General features: G+C 64.5%; 16 protein-coding genes. 5 read left to right on the forward strand and 11 right to left on the reverse strand.

The window, feature by feature from the left end:
* Positions 1–32: 32 nt before the first annotated feature.
* From AB5I84_RS01055 to AB5I84_RS01075, 5 genes are read left to right on the forward strand one after another with little or no spacing between them, the layout of a single operon-like run.
* Entirely contained in the window at positions 33–7,097 is a 7,065-nt protein-coding gene (locus AB5I84_RS01055; protein WP_369453976.1) for a hybrid sensor histidine kinase/response regulator, read from the forward strand.
* Complete coding sequence (locus tag AB5I84_RS01060; RefSeq protein WP_369453977.1) at positions 7,094–8,050, forward strand: chemotaxis protein CheB; 957 nt, start codon at positions 7,094–7,096, stop codon at positions 8,048–8,050. Before AB5I84_RS01055 ends, AB5I84_RS01060 begins: the two co-directional genes overlap by 4 nt.
* A gap of 43 nt (positions 8,051–8,093) precedes the next feature.
* Positions 8,094–8,549: a chemotaxis protein CheW gene (locus tag AB5I84_RS01065; RefSeq protein WP_369453978.1), complete on the forward strand. Its 456-nt coding sequence runs from the start codon at positions 8,094–8,096 to the stop codon at positions 8,547–8,549.
* Positions 8,536–9,549, forward strand: a complete 1,014-nt coding sequence (locus AB5I84_RS01070) for an MBL fold metallo-hydrolase (protein WP_369453979.1) — start codon at positions 8,536–8,538, stop codon at positions 9,547–9,549. Before AB5I84_RS01065 ends, AB5I84_RS01070 begins: the two co-directional genes overlap by 14 nt.
* Positions 9,549–10,529, forward strand: coding sequence for a lysophospholipid acyltransferase family protein (locus AB5I84_RS01075; protein WP_369453980.1), 981 nt, complete (start codon positions 9,549–9,551; stop codon positions 10,527–10,529). Before AB5I84_RS01070 ends, AB5I84_RS01075 begins: the two co-directional genes overlap by 1 nt.
* A 3-nt stretch (positions 10,530–10,532) precedes the next feature.
* Here the strand turns inward: AB5I84_RS01075 and AB5I84_RS01080 are convergent, their stop codons facing one another.
* From AB5I84_RS01080 to AB5I84_RS01130, 11 genes are all read right to left on the reverse strand, one after another.
* Positions 10,533–11,252, reverse strand: a complete 720-nt coding sequence (locus AB5I84_RS01080) for a 16S rRNA (uracil(1498)-N(3))-methyltransferase (RefSeq protein ID WP_369453981.1) — start codon at positions 11,250–11,252, stop codon at positions 10,533–10,535.
* Positions 11,253–11,260: 8 nt separating this feature from the next.
* On the reverse strand, positions 11,261–12,610 hold the full coding sequence (locus tag AB5I84_RS01085) for an adenosylmethionine--8-amino-7-oxononanoate transaminase (RefSeq protein WP_369453982.1): 1,350 nt from the start codon (positions 12,608–12,610) through the stop codon (positions 11,261–11,263).
* A 106-nt stretch (positions 12,611–12,716) separates the two neighbouring features.
* On the reverse strand, positions 12,717–15,851 hold the full coding sequence (locus AB5I84_RS01090) for an efflux RND transporter permease subunit (RefSeq protein ID WP_369453983.1): 3,135 nt from the start codon (positions 15,849–15,851) through the stop codon (positions 12,717–12,719).
* Positions 15,852–15,867: 16 nt separating this feature from the next.
* Entirely contained in the window at positions 15,868–16,986 is a 1,119-nt protein-coding gene (locus AB5I84_RS01095; RefSeq protein WP_369453984.1) for an efflux RND transporter periplasmic adaptor subunit, read from the reverse strand.
* The gene (locus AB5I84_RS01100) at positions 16,983–17,753 is read right to left on the reverse strand and encodes a TetR/AcrR family transcriptional regulator (RefSeq protein WP_369453985.1); all 771 of its coding nucleotides are present in this window, start codon (positions 17,751–17,753) and stop codon (positions 16,983–16,985) included. Before AB5I84_RS01100 ends, AB5I84_RS01095 begins: the two co-directional genes overlap by 4 nt.
* 115 nt (positions 17,754–17,868) lie before the next feature.
* Positions 17,869–19,026, reverse strand: a complete 1,158-nt coding sequence (gene hemW / locus AB5I84_RS01105) for a radical SAM family heme chaperone HemW (protein WP_369453986.1) — start codon at positions 19,024–19,026, stop codon at positions 17,869–17,871.
* Between the two features lie 72 nt (positions 19,027–19,098).
* Positions 19,099–19,476 carry a hypothetical protein gene (locus AB5I84_RS01110; RefSeq protein WP_369453987.1) on the reverse strand — a complete coding sequence of 126 codons (378 nt, stop codon included), beginning with the start codon at positions 19,474–19,476 and terminating at the stop codon, positions 19,099–19,101.
* Positions 19,477–19,598: 122 nt separating this feature from the next.
* Positions 19,599–20,201 (reverse strand): RdgB/HAM1 family non-canonical purine NTP pyrophosphatase, encoded by a 603-nt coding sequence (gene rdgB / locus AB5I84_RS01115; protein ID WP_369453988.1) that lies wholly within the window; start codon positions 20,199–20,201, stop codon positions 19,599–19,601.
* A 16-nt stretch (positions 20,202–20,217) separates the two neighbouring features.
* Positions 20,218–20,811, reverse strand: a complete 594-nt coding sequence (gene metW / locus AB5I84_RS01120) for a methionine biosynthesis protein MetW (protein WP_369453989.1) — start codon at positions 20,809–20,811, stop codon at positions 20,218–20,220.
* Between the two features lies 1 nt (position 20,812).
* The gene (gene metX, locus AB5I84_RS01125) at positions 20,813–21,964 is read right to left on the reverse strand and encodes a homoserine O-succinyltransferase MetX (RefSeq protein ID WP_369453990.1); all 1,152 of its coding nucleotides are present in this window, start codon (positions 21,962–21,964) and stop codon (positions 20,813–20,815) included.
* Between the two features lie 73 nt (positions 21,965–22,037).
* Positions 22,038–22,928 (reverse strand): transporter substrate-binding domain-containing protein, encoded by an 891-nt coding sequence (locus AB5I84_RS01130; RefSeq protein WP_369453991.1) that lies wholly within the window; start codon positions 22,926–22,928, stop codon positions 22,038–22,040.

Here is a 22,928-nt window from a genome sequence, read left to right on the forward strand (position 1 = left end):
CACAAGCACAGTATCGAGCGGGAGTCTCAACCGTGGATCAGCATGACTACCTTGCGCTGGATTGGGTGAAGGGCGAAATCCAACAGACCCTGAACCAGTCACAGCAGGCGCTGGAAGCCTTCGTGGAGCATCCCGAGGACAGCGCGCGCATGCGTTTTTGCCAGGCCCACCTGCATCAGGTGTACGGCACCCTGCAGATGGTGGAGTTCTACGGCGCCGCGCTGCTGGCCGAGGAAATGGAGCGGCTGGCGGAGGCATTGGTAGACCAGCGGTTGCCGGAAGCAGCCCAAGCCGATGCGCTGGAAACGCTGATGCGCGCGATCCTGCAACTGCCGCAATACTTGGAGCGCATCCAGGCCAGCCGCCGCGATCTGCCGGTGGTCTTGCTGCCGCTGCTCAACGACCTGCGCGCCGCCCGTGGCGACAGCTTGCTGTCGGAAACCGCGCTGTTCAAACCCGATTTGTCGGTGCTGGAGACCGGTCCCGCGCAGCCGCCGTCGGCGCTGGCTTTGGACCCGCGCTTTGCTGAGTTGGCGCGCAAGATCCGCCAGAGCTATCAGATGGCGCTGGTGGGAGTACTGCGTGGCCAGGAGCTGCCGCGCCAGCTGACCAACATGGCGAAAATGTTCGCCAAACTCGAACACGCTACCGGGGCGGCGCGCTTGGCGCCGCTGTGGCAGGCCGCGGCGGCGCTGGTGGAAGGATTGGCGGCGGGCTCGGTGGCCTTGGGCGCGTCAGTGAAGCAGGTGCTCGGTCAGATCGATCCGTGGCTGCGCCAGTTGGCCACCGACGGCGCTGCCGTGCTGCAACAGCCGCCGCCGCGTGAGCTGCTGAAGAACCTGCTCTACTACATCGCCAAAAGCGATGGCGACACGCCACGCATCCTTGCGCTGCGGCGTGATTATGGCCTCGACAATGCGCTGCCGTCCGAAGAAATGGTGCGCCAAGAACAGGCGCTGATGGGCGGGCCCGACCACGCCGCCATGGGTTCGGTGGTGACCGCGCTCAGTGAAGAGCTGTCGAAGGTCAAAACGGCGCTGGAAATGTTCGTGCAGGGCGACAGCCGACAGCTGGATGTGCTCGCTGAGCAGGTGCAGCGGCTGAAGCCGGTGGCCGACACCGTGGCCATGCTCGGCCTCGGCCAGCCGCGTCGGCTGGTGGAGCAACAGCAGCAAGTGCTGGCGGCGATGGCGGCCGGCGAGCAGGCGCCGAGCGCTGAAGCGCTGATGGACGTGGCCGGTTCGTTGCTGTACGTGGAAGCGACGCTGCTGGGCATGACCCGTGAGCGGCCGTCATCCAGCGCGCTGGCGCCGGTGCCGGATCATGTCGGCAAGGCGCGTGATGCGGTGATCCGCGAATGCCGCGCCGGGCTGGAGGAAGCCAAAGACGGCATCATCGAATTCATTGCCTCGCAGTGGAACCGCGTCCACTTGCAGGAGGTGCCGGCGCGGCTCGATGCGGTACGCGGCGGGCTGCAGGTGATCCACCTGCCGCGCCCGGCGTTGGTGCTGCGCCAATGTGTGCGCTATGTCAGCGAGGTGCTGCTGGCGGAAGCCGCCGCCGCGCCGGACTGGCCAAGCATGGATACGCTGGCGGATGCCATGACCAGCGTGGAGTACTACCTCGAGCGCCTCAGCGACGACCCCGATACCAGCGACGACATCCTGCGGCTGGCGCGCGACAGCGTCGCCAAGCTGGGTTTCCCGTTGGACGACGAGGAGTTCGGTGCCGATCCGTTGGCGGCCCCGGCGGCCCCGCAGCAAGCCCCGGCGCCGCTGGCAGTACCGCTCGCGGCCGCGCCCTTGGTTGAACCCGCTGATGCGGCGGGTGACGACCTCATCGACGATGAAATCATCGAGATTTTTGTCGAGGAAGCGGGCGAGGTGCTGGACGCACTGAACCTGTATTTCCCGCGTTGGGTCGCCAACCAGCAGGATCAGGAAGCGCTGGTGGAGTTCCGCCGCGCGTTCCATACTCTCAAAGGTTCCGGCCGCATGGTCGGCGCCACCGTCGTGGGCGAACTGGCCTGGTCGGTGGAAAACATGATGAACCGGGTGATCGACGGTTCGGTGCCTGCCACACCAACGCTGATCGAACTGGTGCGCACCGTGCACCGGCTGGTGCCGGAGCTGGTTAACGCGTTCGCCAACCACCAACCAGCGCCCTGTGACGTGACGCCGCTGCAGCAGGCCGCAGACGCCTTGGCGCGCGGTGAAACGCTGACGGCGGTACCGGTGCTGGAGCTCAACGTCGAAGCGCAGGTGGTGGCTGCTACGTTGGCGGCATCCACGGCGGATGGCCACGCAGCGGTGCAATCCGTCGTCGCTGATGAGGAGCCGCTGGATTTGGCTGCTGTGGATGTCGAATCTGTCGACGCATTGGCAGCCGTAGACGCAGATTCCGACTCCCATTTCGATGCCGATGCGGATCACACCACGTTGCCGTCGATTGAACTGCTGGAGCTGGACGCGCTGTCGGCACCGCTCACGCCGCTGGCCGCCGATGACACTGAGCGACTTGCTCTGGACGTCCAGTTGGACGTTTCAACGCTGTATACCGATACCGATACCGATACCGATACCGATACCGATACCGATACCGATACCGATACCGATACCGGCACCGCTGCCGACGCTGAAGCCGATACCGCAGCGCCAGAAACGTTAACGCTGGATGCTGCGGATATCGCAGATGCCGTAGCCGCCATCGATTCTCCAGCGGACACCGATCCTGCCCAAGCGCTCGACACCGAGTCGCCGCAATCCGCAGCGCCAATGCTGGGCGATGGCGACGCGGCTGACAGTGCCGCTGCGGATGATGATGCTGCGCTGCTGCGTGCGGTGATTGATGCGCCGCCGGAACGCGAGCGCTTCACCTTTACCGTGGACGACGATCTGGCCGGGCTGGAATACGGCGTCTACCCGCCGCCATCGGACGACGAGCCGGCGCCGCGCTACCCGCTGCCGCCACAACCGGACCCGGTGCTGTGGGAGATTTTCCTGTCTGAAGCCGGTGGTCACGTGGCCGACATGCGTGACTGGCTTACCCACCTCGACCGCGAGCTGTCCGAACACCCGCTTGATGATGCTCTCCACCGCGCCTTGCACACCCTCAAGGGCAGCGCCCGTATGGCCGGTGTCGACAGCATCGCCGAGCTGGCGGAGCCGGCCGAGCGCTGGTTGAAAGAACTGGTCAATCACCAAGTGCCGGCGGACTGTGATGCGCTGGCGCTGCTGGATGACCTGGTGGCGGCGTTGTCCAGTGCCTTGGCCGCACCGCAATGGCCGCTGGCACTGCCGCAGGCGCCGGCATTGGGCGAGCGCATCGCGCTGTTGCACCAGCACGCTCAAGCTGGTCTGGCGCAGCCGGATGAGGCGCTGCTGTCGGTGTTCCTGTCCGCCGGTGTCGATCATTTGATGGATGCCGATCGCATCCTCGATCAGTGGGCCGCTAGCCAGCTGGCGCCGGCCACGGTGGCGGCGCTGTGCGATGAGCTCACGGTGTTGGCGGCGTCCGCCGCCGGGGCCAATCAGCTTGAAATCAGCACTCTGGCGCAGGCGTTGGCGGCGGTCTACCAGCGGGCACCGACGGCGGCTTTGGAGGCGTCAGCGCTGACGTTGCTGGCGGATTGCCATGACAGTCTGATCACCATGATGGACTGTTTGGCGGCCGGCCAAACCCTGCGTTCCGAACCGGCGCAGCTGGCGGCGCTACGTGCGCTGGCTGACACATTGACGGTCGCTGCTGCGACGCCGGCGGTATCGCCGTTGTCGGTGGCCACTCGCTCGCCAGCTATGCCGGACAGCCACGGCTCCCCCGCCGAGCTGGACGACGACGTACTGGCGTTGTTCCTCGAAGAAGCCGATGAAATCTTGCTCAGTACTGGGCAACTGCTGGAACGCTGGCTGGCCCACGACGACCGCAACCTGCTGACGGTGTTGCAGCGCGATTTGCATACCCTTAAGGGTGGCGCGCGCATGGCCGGCGTTGAAGCCATCGGCGATCTCGGCCATGAACTGGAATCGGTGTACGAAGCGTTGGTGGCCCATCGGTTGCCGGTCACTGCTGCGCTGCAGCAGTTGCTGCAACGCTGCCATGACCGGCTCGCCGAACAGCTCGATCTGCTGCGCGGCGGTCGGTTGCCGGCCGCGGCCAGTGACCTGCTGCGGGAATTGGCGGTGGCACTGGGCGTCACCCCGGCGGCTGAACCCGAGTTGATTGACCAGCCCGCAGAAAGCGTGGCCGACGCGGTGCCGGTGCTGCACGAGTTGGTGCTGGAACTGCCGCCGGAACGCCGCGACCGGGAGCTGGTGGCGATCTTCCTGGAAGAAGCCGAAGAGCTGATGCACAGCATCGGTGCCCATCTGGATCACTGGATGGCGGCGCCGGACAATCTGATCGCCGTACACAGTCTGCAGCGCGATTTGCACACCCTCAAAGGCGGCGCGCGCATGGCCGATGTGGAGGGCGTCGGCGATCTTGGTCATGACCTGGAGTCGCTCTACCAAGGCGTCGCAGAAGGTCGGGTGGCGGTGCAGCCGGCGTTGTTCGAGTTGCTGCACCGCTGTCATGACCGGCTGGCAGACATGTTGGCGGCCACCCGTCGCCGCGCCACTGCGCCGCTCGGTGCCGACCTGCAAAGCGCCATCGCCAGTTACCTGTCCGCGCCGGAGCAGTTCCAGTTGGCGGCGCGGCCGCGCCAGCCGCTGCGCGAGCCAGCGACCCCGGTGGGCCCCGGTCCACTGCTGCTGGATGGCGAGGAAATCAGCGCCGATGACCTGGTGGCGGCGGATGCCGACCTGGATATCCTGCGCATCTTCTTGGAAGAGTGCGCCGAGCTGACCGACAGTATCGAGCACCAGATGGCTGCTTGGCAGGACGGTAGCGATGGCCAGCCCAGCGATGAGATTAAGCGCGCGTTGCACACCGTCAAAGGTGGCGCGCGGCTGGCCGGCCTGAAAGCACTGGGCGACGCCAGTCACGACTTCGAAACCTTCCTGCTCGATCACCCGCTGCACGGCCAAGCGCCGGACGATGCGTATCGCGCAGTGATGCAGCGCTGGCTGAATCGCTTGCAAGATCTGCTGGGTGCCATCGGTGAGCGGGTGCCGGCGGCGCCGGTACGGGCGCGGGCGGCGGACGAATCAGTGGCGGCGATGGTGCCGGCGCCAGTTGCCGCCGATGCGCTACCCACCCGCGCCGATGCCCGCCAGCGGCGTCAGCCGCAGCCGCAGGAGTTGGTGCGGGTGCCGTCCGAGCTGCTGGAGCAGTTGGTCAACCTGGCCGGTGAAACCAGTATTAACCGTGGCCGGGTGGAGCAGGGCATCGCCGAGTTTTCCGCTCACGTGGAAGAAATGGGCCACACCATCGACCGGCTCTACGACCAGCTGCGCCGGCTTGACAGCGAGACCGAAGCGCAAATCCTATCGAACTATAAACAGGGCATCGAAGCGGGCCGTTATGACCAGGATTTCGATCCGCTGGAAATGGACCAGTACTCCAACCTGCACCAGATCACCAAGCAGTTGTCGGAGTCGGCGTCGGACCTTAAGGACCTGAAAAGCACGCTGCTTGATCGCACCCGCGACACCGAGACGCTGCTGCTGCAACAGGCGCGCATCAACACCGAGCTGCAGGAAAAGCTGATGCGCACCCGCATGGTGCCGTTCTCGCGGTTGGTGCCGCGGCTGCGGCGGGTGGTGCGCCAGATCGCCGGTGAACTCGGTAAGCAGGTGGAGTTCGACATCGTTAACCCGGACGGCGAACTCGACCGCAGTCTGTTGGAACGCATGGTGGCGCCGCTGGAGCATATGCTGCGCAACGCGGTGGACCACGGCATTGAAGCAGTGCCGCAGCGCGTGCAAGGCGGCAAGGGCGAGGCCGGCCGGCTGGAGCTGAGCCTGACCCGCGAGGGCGGCGAGGTGGTGCTGACGCTGACTGATGACGGCCGCGGCATTGACACCGAGGCAGTGCGGCGCAAGGCGCTGGAGCGCGGGCTGATCCGCGCCGATGACAGCCTGTCGGAGCAGGATGTACAGCAGTTGCTGTTCACCGCGGGATTCTCCACCGCCACCGCCGTCACGCAGATCTCCGGCCGCGGCGTTGGGCTGGATGTGGTGGCGTCGGAGATCAAGCAGATGGGCGGATCGGTGAGCATTGCCTCACGCGCTGGCGTCGGTACCCGCTTTACCATCCGGCTGCCGTTCACGCTGGCGATGAACCGCGCATTGATGGTGCGCGTGGGCGACGACCACTACGCCATCCCGTTGAACCAGATTGAAGGCATCGTACGGGTCAGCCCCTACGAGGTGGATGACTACGGCCCCGCCGGTGGCGGCAAGCCGTTCGTCTACGCCGGCCAGCAGTACGATTTTGATTACCTCGGCCATTACGTGCACGGCCACGGCAAGGCGTTCCTGGAAGCCCAGACCGCGCCGCTGCCGGTGCTGCTGATCCGCAGTTCGGAACACACGGTGGCGGTACTGGTGGACGCGCTGGTGGGTTCGCGCGAAGTGGTGGTGAAGTCGGTGGGCCCGCAATTGGCCACCGTGGCCGGCATCAGCGGCGCCACCATTCTCGGTGATGGCGCGGTGGTGATCATTCTCGATATCCACTCGCTGATTCGTGCCAGCCAGGCTCAGCGCGAACATCTGGCGTTGGAGCAGCGCAGTGCGCGCCTGACCGCTGAGACGCCGCCGCTGGCGCAGCGGGCGCCGCTGATCATGGTCACCGACGACTCGGTGACGGTGCGTAAGGTCACCACGCGGTTGCTGGAGCGCAATGGCTTCGACGTGATCACCGCCAAGGACGGTATCGACGCGCTGGCGCGGCTGGAAGAACAGCGCCCAGACCTGATGCTGCTGGACATCGAAATGCCGCGCATGGACGGCTTCGAAGTGGCCACTCACGTACGCCACGATAGCCGTCTGAAAGGCGTTCCGATCATCATGATCACCTCCCGCACCGGCGAGAAGCACCGCGAGCGCGCGTTCGATATTGGCGTTAACGCCTACCTCGGCAAGCCGTATCAGGAAGGTGAGCTGCTCGGCACCATCCAAGAGTTGCTGGCGGCGGCGCAGGTCGAGCGACCGGCATGACCCCGGCGCCGCGCATAGGCGTGATTGCCGATTCGCGGCGCCAGGGGCAGGCACTGGCCCACACCATCGGCGAGCTCGGCTACCGGGTGGCGTTTGCCGCCGCGCCGGATGCGTTGCCGGTGGATTGGCTGCAGCAGCCGCCAGCGCTGCTGGTGGTGGAGCTGGAGGACGGCACCAGCGACCACGGTTTCCTTGCTTGGCTGTTGGACCAGGTGCAGATGCCGATCCTGTTCGGCGACGGCAGCGCACCGGCCACCATCGCACCGGACTATCCGCGCTGGCGCCGTCGGTTGGCCCACAAGCTCAATGCCTACCTCGGCCCGCCGGCGGGGCGCCATCACGCGCCGCTGCCGGTAGAGACCGGTTTGCAGGTGTGGCTGCTGGCGGCCTCACTGGGCGGCCCGGCGGCGGTAAAACTGTTCCTCGATTGCCTGCCTGCCGGATTGCCGGTGGCGTTCGTGCTCGCCCAACACATCGACGGCCACGCGTTGGAGTTGTTGCCGCGGGTGCTGACCCGCGACAACAGCTACCAGTGCGAGGTGGCTCGTCCCGGCAGCCGGCTGGCGCCGGGGCGGGTGCTGCTGGCGCCGGTGCAGTCCGCACTGCAGTTTGACAGCGAGGGCACCGTGCAGTGGACCCACCAGCCTTGGCAGGGCGCGTACAGCCCCTCGATCGATCAATTGATGGCTGCGTTGGCGGACACCTTCGGGGCCGCGGCCGGCGCGCTGGTGTTTTCCGGCATGGGCGCCGACGGCGCTGTCGGTGCGCTAGCGCTGGCGGCGGCGGGCGGCCAGGTGTGGGCGCAAAGCGCGGACAGCTGTGCCATCAGCAGCCAGCCAGACGCCGCCCGCGCCAGCGGTGTGGTGACCTTCACCGGCGCGCCAGAGCAGTTGGCCGCGCAGCTGGTGGCTTGGAACCGGCAGCGGTTGCACCGCGCCGGTGTGGACGGATAATGCACCGATGGCGCGGCCCTGCTGCGCCCTTTCAGGAGTGACCATGAGCGATCTGCCCCGAGACATCCCCAGCCTGCTGGTGCCCATGCGTGAGCGGCCGTGGCTGGTGCCGGAAACGCTGCTGGCGGAGGTGCTGCCGTTGCGCCATCCGGAGCGGCCCGGCCGTGGCCGTGACTGGCTGCTGGGCTGGATCCGCTGGCGCGATGAAGAATTGCCGCTGGTGTCGTTCGAGCGCCTTAACCAGACCGGGCCGGTGGTGGTGGGTGAGGGCGCCCGCATCGGTGTGTTGCGCGGGCTCGGTGGCGTGTTGCCGCACTACGCCATGGTGTTCCAAGGCGAGCCGCAGCCGCTGACGGTGGCACCGACGGCGCTGCAGGATACCGGCAGCGGCCGCGGACCGATGGAAGCGCACCGGGTGCAGGTGGCCGGCGAGTCCGCCGTGGTGCCGGATCTGGACGCACTGGAAACCGTGTTGGCAGGGCTGTATGCCGAAGCTTGATCGCCAACAGCTGGCCGCGGCGGCGGCTTCAGTGCGCCGCACCGGCCCGCGCTTTTACAACTTGGAGCGCACCCCAGCCCATGGGCTCGGTGACTTCCTGCGCTGGCAATGGCAGAGCCGCGGCAAGTTTCCGCCCGGCCAGCGCTTTCCGCTGCGTCCGGTGGATGACGCCCGGCTGGCGGCACCGGTGGCGCCACAGCTGACCTGGATCGGCCACTCCACTTTTCTGTTCCAGCATCGCGGTCTGAACCTGCTCACCGACCCGGTGTTTTCCGAGCGCGCCAGCCCGTTCCAGTGGCTTGGCCCGCGTCGTTATACCCCGCCGGCATTGACGGTGGCGGCGTTGCCGCCGATCCATCAAGTGCTGATTTCCCACAATCATTACGATCATCTCGACCACCACAGCGTGATGGCGCTGCACCAGCGCTTCGGCGATGCGCTGACATGGTTCGTGCCCACTGGCGTAGCGGCTTGGTTCCACCGCCGGGGTATCCGCCAGGTGCGCGAATGCGGCTGGTGGGAAGGCGCCGAGCAGGATGGCGCGGAGGCGTTTCTGGTGCCGGCCCAGCACTTCAGCGGCCGCGGAGTCAGTGACGGTAACCACAGCCTGTGGGGGGGCTGGATTTGGGATTGCGGCGATCTGCGATTGTATTTTGCCGGGGACACCGGCTACGGTGGCTGCTTTGCCGAGATCGGTGCTTTGTTCCCTGATATCGATCTGGCGCTGATCCCGATCGGCGCCTTCGAACCGCGCTGGCTGATGCAGCCGGTGCATGTGAATCCGGATGAAGCGGTACGGATTCACCGTGATATCGGTGCTCGCCGTTCAGTGGGCATGCACTGGGGCACCTTTGTGCTGACCGATGAGCCGATGGATGCGCCGCCGCACGTGTTGCAACGGGCGCTGGCCGAACAGCAGGTGCCCAGCACGGATTTCATTGTCATGGCCCATGGGGAAACCCTCAGCGGGCCGGAGCTGTTGTCTTCCCGAGTCGAGTGATGAGTCAATCAACTCCCCGCCACGGCAACGATGCCGTGGTGCTGTTGTTGCGGGTGCTGGCGCGCCTGCCGTTGTCTTGGGTGACCGCACTCGGGGCGGCGCTGGCGTGGCTGATCAGTTGGTTGCCACTGTCGATGGCCAGTGCTTACCGCGCCACCTTGGTGAACATCATGCTGTGCTACCCGGAGCTGGATTACCGCAGTGCCGCGCGATTGGCGCGCCGATCACTGCTGGAAACCGGCCGCACACTGGGGGAATTTTCCCACGTCTGGTGCCATCCGGCGGAAGTGAGCCTGGCACGGGTGAAGCAAGTGACCGGCCTCGATGCGTTGCGCGCATCCTACGCTGCCGGTCGGCCAGTGCTGCTGCTGACGCTGCATCAATCGAGTTGGGAGATCCCCTGCCTGGTGGTGGGGCAAGAAGGGCCGATGACGGTGTTCTATCAGCCCGGCGCCAACGAAGCGCTCAACCAGCTGGTGGTGAATGGCCGGCAAGGCACCGGCGCGACCTTGGTGCCGGCTGATGCACGCGGGGTGAAGGCCGGCATTGCGGCGCTGAATCGGCGCGAAGCGGTGGCGATTTTGGTGGACCACACTCCCCACGGCAGCAACAACCCGTCGGTACCCTTCTTCGGCCACCCGGTGCGCACCTCCAACCTGACCTACAAGTTCATCCAGCGTTACCAGCCGGACATCTATTTTGTCGGCTGCCACCGCCGCAACGGTGCCGATGACATTGCGGTGTACCTGGAGCCGGCGCCGGCCAGCATGTACGACGCCGATGAGGCCACCACGTTGGCAGAAATGAACCGCGTACTGGCCGAGCTGATCAGTCGCTGGCCGGAGCAGTATTACTGGGTCTACAAACGGCTGCGGCGGCGCGACGGTGAGAAGCGCCGTTATTACCGCAAAGAAGTGGTGCCGTTCCTGCGCGAGGCCCGGCGCCGCAACAGCACGCTGGATGTCAGCCGGCTGCCCTGAGCTTTAACCCAACTGCCAGGCCCAGAACGCCGCCAGCAGTGCCACCGGCGCGGTTTCCGCCCGCAGTACCCGCTCGCCCAAGGCGCAGGGGATGAAGCCGGCATCGGTGGCCAGGGCCAATTCAGCGTCGGTGAAGCCGCCTTCCGGGCCGGTGACCAGCGCCAGCGCGTCCACCGCCCGCACCTGTTCCGGCTGGAACGGCTGTTCGCCGGGATGGGCGATTAATTTCAGCGCGCTCTCGCACTGTGCCAACCAGTCCGCCAAAGACACCGGCGGCAGCAGCTCCGGCACCCGGTTCATGCCGCATTGTTCGCAGGCACTGATCGCCACTTGCCGCAGGTGGCGCACTTTCTTGTCGGCCCGCTCGCCGTCCAGCCGCACCTCGGCGCGCTCGGTCTGCACCAGCGCAATGCGCGTCACGCCCAACTCGGTGGCCTTTTGCACCGCGTAATCGAGCTTCTCGCCTTTGATCAGCGGCAGCGCTAGCGTCACCGCTTGCGGCGGCGTGCGGTCATCAGCGTTGAACTGCTCCAAACGTGCCACCACGGCGCTCTTGTGCACCTGCTCTAGCGTCGCCTGCCATTCACCCCCCTCGCCGTTGAACAGCACCAACGGGTCGCCTTCGCGCATGCGCAGCACCCGCGCAATGTGGTGGCTGGCATCGGCACCGAGCGTGGCCGGTTGGCCGGCGGTGAACGGCTGGGGGTCGTAGAAACGGCGCATGGCGTGACTCAGGCAGTGGCCAGATCGATGCCTTCCGCCGCCACATCGGCGAGGAAGTCGAGCTGGTCCGGAGTAATGATGTAGGGCGGCATGAAATACACCACGTTGCCGAGCGGACGCAACAGCGCGCCACGGGTGAGCGCGTGGCGGAACACCCGTAGGCCACGGCGTTCGCGCCAGTCGTATTGGGTGTGACGGGTGCCGTCCGGGCTGAGCTCGATGGCGGTGATCATGCCGGTTTGGCGCACCTCCGCCACATGCGGGTGGTCAGCCAGCGGCGCCAGCGCTTGTTTGAGATGGGCTGACAGCATGCGGTTGCGGCCTAAGACGTCTTCGCGTTCGAACAGGTCGAGGGTGGCATTGGCGGCGGCGCAGGCCAGCGGATTGCCGGTGTAGCTGTGCGAGTGCATGAAGGCGCGCAGGGTGGCGTAGTCGTCGTAGAACGCTTGGTAGACGTCCTCGGTGGTGAGCACTGCGCACAGGGGCAGGTAGCCACCGGTGAGGCCTTTCGACAGCGCCATGAAGTCGGGGGTAATGCCGGCTTGTTCGCAGGCAAACAGAGTGCCGGTACGGCCAAAGCCTACGGCAATTTCATCGGTGATCAGATGTACTTGGTAGCGGTCGCAGGCGGCGCGCAGCCGTTGCAGGTACACCGGGTGGTACATGCGCATGTGGCCGGCACATTGCACCAGCGGCTCGACGATCACCGCGCACACCTCCTCATGGTGCTCGGCCAGCAGTGCCTCCATGTCATCGGCACGGCGAGCGCTGTAGTCCTCCCAGGATTCGCCGTCTTCGCGCAGGTAGCAGTCCGGGGACGGCGCGGTGATCACGTCCATCAGCAGCGGTTGGTAGGTGGCTTTGTAGAGTTCCACGTTGCCGACCGCCAAGGTGGCCAGGGTTTCGCCGTGGTAGCTGTTGCTGAGCGTGACAAAGCGCTGCTTGCGACTGCGGCCCTGGTTCTGCCAGTAGTGGAAACTCATCTTCAACGCCACCTCGATGCCGGAGGAGCCGTTATCGGCGTAGAACACCCGCGTCAGTCCCGGCGGCGTGATCTCCACCAGCCGTTCTGACAGCCGCACGACTGGTTCATGGGTGAAGCCGGCTAGGATCACATGCTCCAACTGGTCGAGCTGGTCCTTGACTGCGCCGCTGATGCCAGGGTGATTGTGGCCGAACAGGTTCACCCACCAGGAGCTCACGGCGTCCAGATAACGCTTGCCATCGAAGTCTTCCAGCCAGACCCCCTCGCCGCGCCGGATCGGTATCAGCGGCTGCTCCGCGTGGTCCTTCATCTGCGTGCAGGGGTGCCACAACACTTTCAGGTCGCGGGCCATAAGGTCGGCATTGGTGGGCATGGTGACTCCTTTGATCCGGGTGGGACGACGGGGCACAGGGCCGTAGGGCAGGCAAAAAAAAGCCCCGCCAGCATACGCGGGCGGGGCAGGTTTTGCATGGCAGCCGTCAGTGGTCGATGGTGGCCAGATCGGTGTTGGTGTGACCGTGGTCACGGCCAAGATAGATATACACCGTCGGCACCACATACAGCGTGAACAGGGTGCCCAGTGTCATGCCGCTGGCGATGACAAAGCCCATCGCAAAGCGCGAGCCGGAGCCCGGGCCGGACGCGATCAACATCGGCAGCATGGCAAATACCAGTGCAAAGGTGGTCATCAGCACTGGGCGCAGGCGGATGGAGGTCGCTTCGACAATAGCGGCGTAGCGGGACAAACCCTGCTCTTGCAACTTGTTGGCGAACTCCACGATCAGGATGCCGTGCTTGGAGATCACGCCAATCAGCGTCACCAGACCCACCTGGGTGTAGATGTTCATGGTGGCGGTGGGCCACATCAGGCCACCGATCATGGCGAAGTTGGAAACGATGTTGAGGATCGCCATGCACAGCAGCGCCCCGCAAATCGACATCGGCACTGACACCAGCATGATCAGCGGGTCGCGCCAGGACTCGAACTGCGCCGACAGCACCAAGTAGATGATGATGATGGCGAACAGGAACGCCATCATCAGCTGCGCGCCTTCTTGCTTGAACTGGCGCGTCTGGCCGGAGTAGTCGAGCTGGTAGCCGGTGGTCGGCAGCACTTCCGCGGCCGCGTCTTCCAGCACTTTCAGGGCGTCGCCCATGACCACGCCGGGGCGCGGTACCGCCATGATGGTGATGGCGTTGAGCTGCTGGAAGCGCTTCAGCATTTGCGGCTGCACCGAGTCACTGAGGGTGACGAAGGTGGAGATCGGCACCAGCTCGCCGCTGCGCGTGCGGGTGTAATAGTTGAGCAAGTCTTCCGGGTTCAGCCGGTCGCCGCGCTGTACTTGCGGAATCACCTTGTAGGAACGGTTTTCCAGCGAGAAGCGGTTGGAATAACCACCAGCCAGCATAGCGCTCAGATCCTGGCTCAACGCCTGCATATTGATGCCCAATGCCGCCGCCTTCTCGCGGTCTACCAGCAGCTCAGCACGCGGCTTGTTGATCTTCAAATCGGTGGTCAGGAAGATGAACTTCCGGCTCTGATAGGCCTTGCCGATGATGTCCTCCACCAGCGCCGCAGCGGCTTCCACTGACTGCGTGGTGCCCACCACCATTTCCACCGGGTAACCGGAGCCGCCGGACGGCAGCGGCGGCGGCAGCAGTGACACCAGCTCCAAGCCGGGGATGCTCGGCAACATCGGCTGCACTGTGCGCTCCAGTACCGCGCGAGTGGAGCGATCACGATCGGCCCAGGTGTGCAGCACTGAACCAATGAAGCCATCGGTGGTAGTGCCGGAGCCGGCGCCGGACAGGCCGTTGACCATAAACACCTTGTCGATCTCGGTGATGCTTTCCAGCTTCTCCCGCAGCAGATCGGTATTGGCCTCGAAGTACTCCATGGTGGTGTAGGGGTCAGCGTTGGCGATGGTCAGCACGAAGCCTTGGTCTTCCACCGGCGCCAGCTCCTCGGGGGTGTTGAGGAACAGGAAATAGGTGGAGATCAGCGCCACGGCACCGAACACCAACACGCCGCCTTTGGCACCGAGCACACCGGTAAGGCTGCTTTTGTAACCACGTTGGACGCGCTGGAAGAACGCATCGAGCTTGTCGGCAAAGCCCGGCTTGGCGTGCGGGTCATGCGGCTTGATCAAGCGCGCGCACAGCATCGGCGACAGCGTCAGAGCGACCACGCCGGACAGCAAAACCGAGCCGGCCAGGGTGAAGGCGAACTCGATGAACAGCGTGCCGGTGAGGCCGCCCATGAAACCGATTGGCAGGTAGACCGCGATCAGCGTGGTGGTCATCGCTACCACCGGCCACGCCAGTTCGCGTGCGCCCTTGAGCGCCGCGTCCAGTGGCTTCATGCCGTTTTCAATGTGGCGGTGGATGTTTTCCAACACGATGATGGCGTCATCCACCACGATGCCGATCGCCAGCACCATTGCCAGCAGCGTCAGCAGGTTGATGGAGAAGCCAGCCAGCAACATGATGAACAGCGCACCGACCATGGAGATCGGCAGCGCGATCACCGGTACCAGCACCGCCCGCAGCGAGCCGAGGAACAGGAAGATCACCACCACCACGATCAGCAGCGCCTCAACGATGGTTTTGATCACCTCGTTGATGGAGCTCTGGATGTATTCAGTGGAGTCGTAAGGGATGTCCGCCGACAGGCCTTCTGGCAGCTGCGGCAGAATCTCGTTGTCCCACACATTGCGCACGCTGGCGATCACATCCAGCGCGTTGGCGTCCGGGGAGACCTGGATGCCGATGAAGGTGGCGGCGTCGCGGCCGAAGGTCACCGAGGTGGTATAGCTTTCCGCACCCAGTTCCACTTCCGCCACATCGCGCAGACGGATGATGGCGCCATCATCCTCGCGCACGATCAGCTGCTCGAAGTCTTCCACGTCCTGCAGGTCGGTCTGTGCCTTCAGGTCGATGCTGACGTAGCGGCCTTTAGTGGAACCCACCGCTGACAACACGTTGTTGGCTTGCAGTGCGCCATAGACATCGCTGGCGGTGATGCCCAGCGCAGTCATGCGTTCTGGCTGCAACCAGATGCGCATGGCGAAGGTCCGGCCACCGAGAATTTCAGCGCGCTGCACACCGGCCACGGTGGACAGGCGTGGCTCCACTACCCGCGTCAGGTAGTCGGTGGTCTGGTTGTTGTCGAGGATGTCACTGTAGAACGCCATATACATGGCAGCGGTGGTGTCACCCTGCTCCAGGTCCACCACCGGGTCTTCTGCCTCGGAGGGCAGCGTGCTGCGCAGTTTGTTCACCTTGGCGGCGACTTGGGTCAGCACCGCATTGGGCTCAGCATCCAGGCGCAGGTACGCCTCGATCACCGATACGCCACCACTACTGGTGGAGATCAGGTAGTCGATACCTTCGGCGGTGGCCACTTCCCGCTCCAGCGGGGTGGTAATGAAGCCTTGGATCAAATCGGCGTCGGCGCCGACATACATGGTGGTGACGGTGATCTTGGAGTTCTGCAACTCCGGATACTCGCGCACGTTCAACTCCGACACGGCGCGCACGCCGAGCAGGAAGATGAACAGGCTCACCACCCAAGCCAGTACCGGCTTGCGGATGAAAATGTCAGTAAAAGACATGATCAGCTTCCTTTGCTCAGGAGTTGTTCGGCGTCGGCGCCAGACTCGGCTCCAGAGGCAGCTCGTCGGAAATCTCCACTGCGCTGTCATTGGACAGCCGCAGCAGGCCGGAGGTGGCCACACGCTCGCCGGCGCTCAGCCCTTCCACCACCGCCACGAAGTCGCCCACGGTGCGGCCGGTGCGGACAAAGCGGCGCTTGACGATCAACCCTTCGCCTTCTTCCTTTTCCACGACCACGAATACGGCGTTGCCGTAGGGGTTGTAGCTGATGGCGGTCTGCGGCACCGCCAGCACGTCGTCGGCGCTGCCCAGGTCGAGCGCCACGCGGGAGAACATGCCCGGACGGATGCGCTGGTCACCGTTGCGCAGCGTGGCCTGCACGCGGAAGTTGCGGGTACCGCGGTCGATCGCTGGCTCGATGGCCGTGACGGTGCCTTCAAACTGCTGGTCCGGCCAGGCGTCAAAACCGGCCTCGATGGTCTGACCCAGATGCACCTGTGACAGCTGTTGCTCGGGCAGGTTGAAGTCCACATAGATCGGATCCAGTTGCTGTACGCTGACCACCGCGGTACCGGGTGCCAGGTACTCGCCGACGTTCACTAAGCGGATGCCGAGGGTGCCATCAAACGGCGCACGCACAGTTTTCAGCGACACACGGGATTGTTGGCTGGCGAGTTGGCCACGGGTCTGGTCGGCCTGCGCTTTGGCGCGATCGAGATCAGCCTTGGACACGCTGCCCTGGTCGAACAGGCGGCTGATACGCTCGTGATCAGCACGGGCCAGTTCGGCCGCCGCCACCAGCGCCTGCAACTCACTGCGATCGGTGTCGTCATCCAGCAGCAGCAGGATCTGGCCTTTCTTCACCTGATCGCCGGAGTTGAAGCGGATTTCGGTGACCAAGCCGGCGGACTGGGTGGTCAGTTGAGTGCCGTTGACCGCGCGGGCGGAGCCCACCGCGGCCAAGTAGTTGGCCCAGTTCATCGGCTCGACTTCAGCGACACTCACTGATACTGCCGGGATCGGCATGTTATCGAGGAAGTCGTTGAGGCCTTCGCTCTGCAGCTTCTGCAAGCCGAACACCGCCACGAACACCAGCAGTACGGCGCCGAGAAGCATGATTAGACGTAAATTCATCGGGACTGATCCTCTTTCTCGATTGCGTCGGATTGACCGTCCTGGTCAGGACACAGGTCGCCAAACAAGGTGGTGCAGATGTGGTCCAACTGCGCCTGCAGAGCAGTCAGGTCAAACGCATCCAGCAGCGGTTGCCAGCCGAGCGCGTTCAGGTGCAAAGCGGCGTGCTGCAGACACAGCCGTTCGGGGTTCGGGATCTGGAAGTATTCGGTGGTGCCGTGGGCATGAACCAAGTTGCTAAAGCCGACGTGCAGGGCCAGCTGGCCAAGGCCGACGTGCAGGTTGGGCAGCGGCACCTGGCCGAGGTCGCCGTCGTCACGGCCTTGCTGCACCACGCCGGACACCAGCTCTGCCATCGGTCGGTGCACCTCTAGAAGCGCGTCGCGGCGCTCCTGCGAGGCGGCGCCCCAGACCACTTCAGTGAAGCAGTATTGGGCCAGCCGGAAATGGTCTGGGTGATGCTGGATCAGCAGGGCATCGGCCATGGTCAGCGCCATCATGCGCAGCCGTGACGGCGCCTGCCAGCTCTCCACCCGGTGGAACAGTTCCGCCCGTTGCAGGGTTTGGTCGGCGCACAGCGCCAGCAGCAAGTCTTCTTTGGATTTGAAATGCTGGTAGAGGGTGCCGGTGGCGTACTGGCAATCCTTGGCCACCTTGGCCATCTGCAGCGACAGCAGGCCGGCGTCGCAAATTTGTTTTTCGGCAGCGCGCAGAAACAGTGTTTCGCGGGCAGCAAAATTGCGGGCGCGGCGTGAGCGCGTCTCCATGGTGGGTACATCCTTCAAATAGGGGTGGCTATACAGCGCGAATGCCGAAGTATGAAGATGGTTCAAAATTGCCGCAATAGTGTGAACGGCCCGTTTCGGGCCATTTACGCACCGATCAGAGGCCGATGTCTTGGAAGGCGTCGAGAACTTGATTGAGGAAGCGCAGCCCCAGCGGCGTGCAAGCCAATCGCTGGCTACTGACGGGATGCATCAGGCCGCGCTGCACGAGTGGCGCCATAACACCGTCCAGTACCGCCAGCGGCAGACCGGTGCGCGCCGGGAACAGCGCTGCCGGCACGCCTTCGCAAAGGCGCAGTGCATTAAGCATGAACTCGAATGGCCGCTCGGCGGCGGCAATCTGGGCTACATCGCGGCGGCACTGGCCATCGTCAGCGAGGTAATGCGCCGGCAAGCGGGTCTTGCGGTAACGCAGGATGCGGTCGCTGGCCGGCTCACTCAGTTTGCCGTGGGCGCCGGCACCGATCGCCAAGTAGTCGCCGAACTGCCAGTAATTGAGATTATGGCGGCAGGCCTCGCCAGCCAGGGCGAAGGCGGACACCTCATAGCGTTGGAAACCGGCCTCGGCCAATAGCGCAAAGCCAGCGTCTTCGATGTCGGCGCGCTGATCGTCTTCCGGTTGCGGCGGCGGCGCGCGCCAGAACAGCGTGTTCGGCTCCACCGTCAGCTCGTACCAGCTGAGGTGGCTGGCGCCGCACTCCAGCGCAGTGCGCAGGTCTTGCACCGCCTGCTCGGCACTTTGCTCGGGCAGCGCGTGCATCAGGTCGGTGTTGATGCGGTCGAATCCGGCGCGGCGAGCGGCGTCGATGGCGCGCCGTGCTTCGTTGCCGCCGTGGATGCGGCCAAGCGCGCGCAGATGCTGGTCGTTAAAGCTCTGCACCCCGATCGACAAGCGGTTGATGCCGGCGCGGCGGTAGCCGTCGAAACGGTCCTGCTCCACGGTGCCCGGATTGGCCTCTAAGGTGACCTCAAGATCGTCGGCCAGCGTTGCCTTGGCGGCCAGCGCGTCCATGAAGGCGTGGTAGAAGCCAGCAGGCAGCAGGCTGGGGGTGCCACCACCGAAAAACACCGACTGCAGTGGCCGGCCAGCGGCGTCGGCCAGTTCACCGTCGAGGTCGTGTAGCAGTGCGCGCAGGTAATCCTGCTCCGGCAGGGCGCCGTCACGGGTGTGGGAATTAAAGTCGCAATAAGGACACTTGCGCACGCACCACGGCAAATGTACGTACAGGCTCAGTGGTGGCAGGCTCAGGGTCATGACGGCTCGCGCAGGTGGGGGGAGGCGCGAGTGTAGCAGACGGGGCGGCGGTCAGGCCGCCCCGGGGGATGCTCACTTGTTGCTGTTGCGGTCCAGCGCGTTGTTCACGCTGTCCTTGGCGTCTTGGTAGCCTTCCTGCACCGATTCCTTGGCGCGGTCGTAGGTCTCGGAAGTGGCATCACGGGTGTGTTCCCAGCCTTCCTTTACTTCTTCCTTGGCGTGGTCGTAAGCCTCGGAAACGTTGTCGCGGGCGGATTCCAGCGCGTCTTCAGTACGGCGCTGCGCACGCTCCATGGTGGTTTCCTGGCCAGTGGCACGATCCACGCTTTCCTGGATACGCTCGCCGGTTTCGTCGATTTGCTTGCCAGCCTTTTCTGCCGGGCCTTCTTCACATGCGGACAGCGCAAACGCACCGATCAAAGCCAGGCCAGCCATGGACAATTTTTTCATTGGAGACTCTCCTTATCTGGGGACGGATCCCACGGGGACCGTGGTAACCCGAGAGAGACTAACGGAACCGTCCCACCGGCAAGAGAGAGCCAGCACGAAAAAAATGAAGGTTTAACAGTTGTTTAGATTTTTTCGCGCAGGTTTTTCAGCTGCTGCAGCAGGCTGTCGAGGGCCAGTGCACGATGGCTGATGCGATTCTTTTCCTCTGCCGGCATCTGCGCCGCAGTGCAGTGGCGCAGCGGGTCGAAGAAGTGGGGGTCATAACCGAAGCCCCCGTCACCTTGCGGCGTCAGCAGAATCTCGCCTTCCCAGGCACCATGGGCAATCAGCGGCACCGGATCGTTGGCGTGACGCATGACGGCAATCACGGCGTGATAGCGGGCGGTAAGTGGGACGCCGGGCAAGGCCTGCAACTGCTCCACCAGCAGCGCATTGTTGCGTGCATCGGTGGCGCCAACCCCAGAAAAGCGGGCCGAGTAGATACCTGGCGCGCCCTGCAGCGCGTCCACTTCCAGTCCTGAATCGTCGCTGATGGCCGGCAGTCCGGTGTGGGCGGCGGCGTTGCGCGCCTTGATCAGGGCGTTCTCGACGAAGGTGAGGCCGGTTTCTTCGGCTTCCGGCACCCCCAATTCGCTCTGCGTCACCAGCTCGAAGCCGAGCGGCGCCAGCAGCGCTTCCAGTTCCACCAGTTTCTTTTGGTTGCCGGAGGCAAGCACCATTTTCATCGCGGGTTCCCGGGTGTCAGTGGGAGAGGCGGTAAAGCGCCAACTCGCCGAACAGGTTCGGCCACACTTGTGAGGGCCAGGTTTGTTGCAGGTCGTGGTTCAAGACTTTGCGTTCCTGAATGCGGTGGCCGTGCTCATGGCACAGCGCCTCGAAGTCGCGCACCGTGCACAGGTGGATGTTGGGGGTGTCGTACCATTGGTACGGCAACCGCCGCGATACCGGCATGCGACCGCGCGCCAGCAGGTACTGGCGCACCCGCCAGTAACCAAAGTTGGGGAAGGTGACGATCGCTTCGCGACCGACCCGCAGCATCTCCGCCAGCAGTCCGTCTGGGCGCTCCAGGGCTTGGATGGCCTGGGTCATGACCACGTAATCGAAACGCTGATCGGCAAAATTACCCAGCCCTTGGTCCAGATCTTGCTCGATCACGTTGACGCCGTTGTCGAGGCAGCGGGCGATGTTGTCCGGGTCGATTTCCAAACCGTAACCCTGGATGCCGCGGGCTTCCTTCAAATACGCCAGCAGGCTGCCGTCACCGCAGCCGAGATCGAGCACCCGGGCGCCTTGCGGGATCCATTCGGCCAGCAGGGCCAGATCAGGACGTACCATCTCAGCACTCCTCCAGCTGGTCGGCCACGCGGCCCAAGTAGGCGCTCAACACCCGAAAATATTCCGGGATCTTGAGCAGGAAGGCGTCGTGCCCTTTATCTGTTTCCACCTCGGCGTAGCTGACATCACGACCGGCCGCCACCAGCGCGTTGACGATTTCGCGCGAGCGGTCCGGGGCAAAGCGCCAATCGGACGTGAAGGACACCACCAGGAAACCGCAGCGGGCACGCTCCAGCGCTTGTTCCAGTGCGTTGTCGAACTCCCGCGCCGGATCGAAATAATCCAGCGCCTTGGTCATCAGCAGGTAGGTGTTGGCATCGAATGCGGTGGAGAAACGCTCACCCTGGTGGCGCAGATAGCTTTCCACCTGAAACTCAACGTCGAAGCCGTAGTGGAAGTGGCCGCTTTGCAGGTCACGGCCGAACTTCACTCGCATGGCGTCGTCGCTCAGATAAGTGATGTGGCCGACCATGCGCGCCAGAATCAGGCCCTGGCGTGGGTAGGTGCCCTGCTCGGTGTAGCGGCCGCCGTGGAAGTTGGGATCAGTGAGGATCGACTGCCGTGCCACCTCGTTGAAGGCGATGTTCTGTGCCGATAGTTTCGGTGCCGCCGCGATCACCAGCGCATGGGCGAGTCGGTCGGGGTAATCGATCGACCATTGCAGCGCTTGCATGCCGCCCATGCTGCCGCCGATCACGGCGGCCCATTTCTGGATGCCGAGCCGGTCGGCCAGGCGCGCCTGGCTGCGCACCCAGTCTTTCACCGTCACCATCGGGAAATCCGGACCCCAAGGCTTGCCGGTATCCGGGTCGATGCTGGTGGGGCCGGTAGAACCGTGGCAGCCGCCGAGGTTGTTCAGCGCCACCACGAAGAAACGACGGGTATCGATCGGCTTGCCCGGACCGATACAGCTGTCCCACCAGCCCGGCCGTTTTTCGGCGGCGTCGTGGAAGCCAGCCGCATGATGATGGCCGGACAAGGCATGGCAGATCAGCACCGCGTTGCTGGCGTCTGCGTTGAGCGTGCCATAGGTCTCGTACATCAGCGTGTACTGCGGCAGCACACGGCGACATTCGAGTTCCAGCGGCTCGTCAAAATGCATCTGTTCGGGCCGCACCAGCCCGACGGAATCGGCAGCGAAAGTATGGGTCATCAGAACGACGGGAAGGCCTTGGTTGGGACGAACAGCCAGTCTATCAGGGTGCGGAAAAAGTGCACTCGGACTGTCAGGGTGCGGGCAGCGGTTGGCGCTCGGGGTAGTACCACAGCTCCGGCCGTTCCACCGGCATGGTCGGCAGCAGCGGATTGTCCAGCTGCAGCAGTTGGCGCTCGGCAGCGCGCGTAAGGGCGAACGCTTGCTGGTGTTCGGGGTAGTTGTAGAACAGCTCGTCGAAGCTGCCGTCGGCCAATGCCTGCTCCAGCCCGAGTTCGATCCGCTGCGCCAGCCGTTCGTCGCTGGGATCGACAAAGAAGTAGTTGGCGACGCGGAAGTACAGCAGCAGCCGGTCTGCCACTTTCAGGTCCAGCTCGCGACGATGGTCGAGTTCCGCCCAAGCTTCCAGCATGCCGCGCGACAGGTAGTCGAAGCGACCCTGCTGCAGCATATAGAACAGCGCTTCGTAATTACCCACCGGCAGCGCTGGCAGTTGGTTGGCGTCGAAGATTTCCCGGTCCGGCCAGTCATGGCCGAGGCCGGCCAGCACGGTGCGCAGTGGTGTGAGGTCGTTGGCGGCCGCGAACCAAGGTGCGTCTTCGCTGCGTACCACCAGCAGCCGATAGCCGAGCAGTCCTTTATGGATCGGGATGCGGATCGGCCGTGCCATGGCTTCACGTTCGGCGGTGGTCATGGTCCACAGCACATCGAGGCTGCCGCCGGGGCGCAGCTCCATCAACGCGCGGGTGGCGGTGGCGTGGTCAGGCGCCGGGGTCAGCTCGTAGTCGCCGAATTCATCGCTGCTTTTGTCCAACGCCAATTGCAGCAGCGCCAGTGGATAGCTGTCACGTTGGTCCTGCGCGGACTCCATGGCGGGATAGCGTACTTCCTGGCGCGGCGGGCCGTCGTCGGCCCCTGCCACGCTGGCCAGCAGTACCCAGGACCACAGCAACCAACGTGGCAT

The organism is Alcanivorax sp. REN37 (genome assembly GCF_041102775.1).
GTDB classification, from domain to species: domain Bacteria; phylum Pseudomonadota; class Gammaproteobacteria; order Pseudomonadales; family Alcanivoracaceae; genus Isoalcanivorax; species Isoalcanivorax beigongshangi.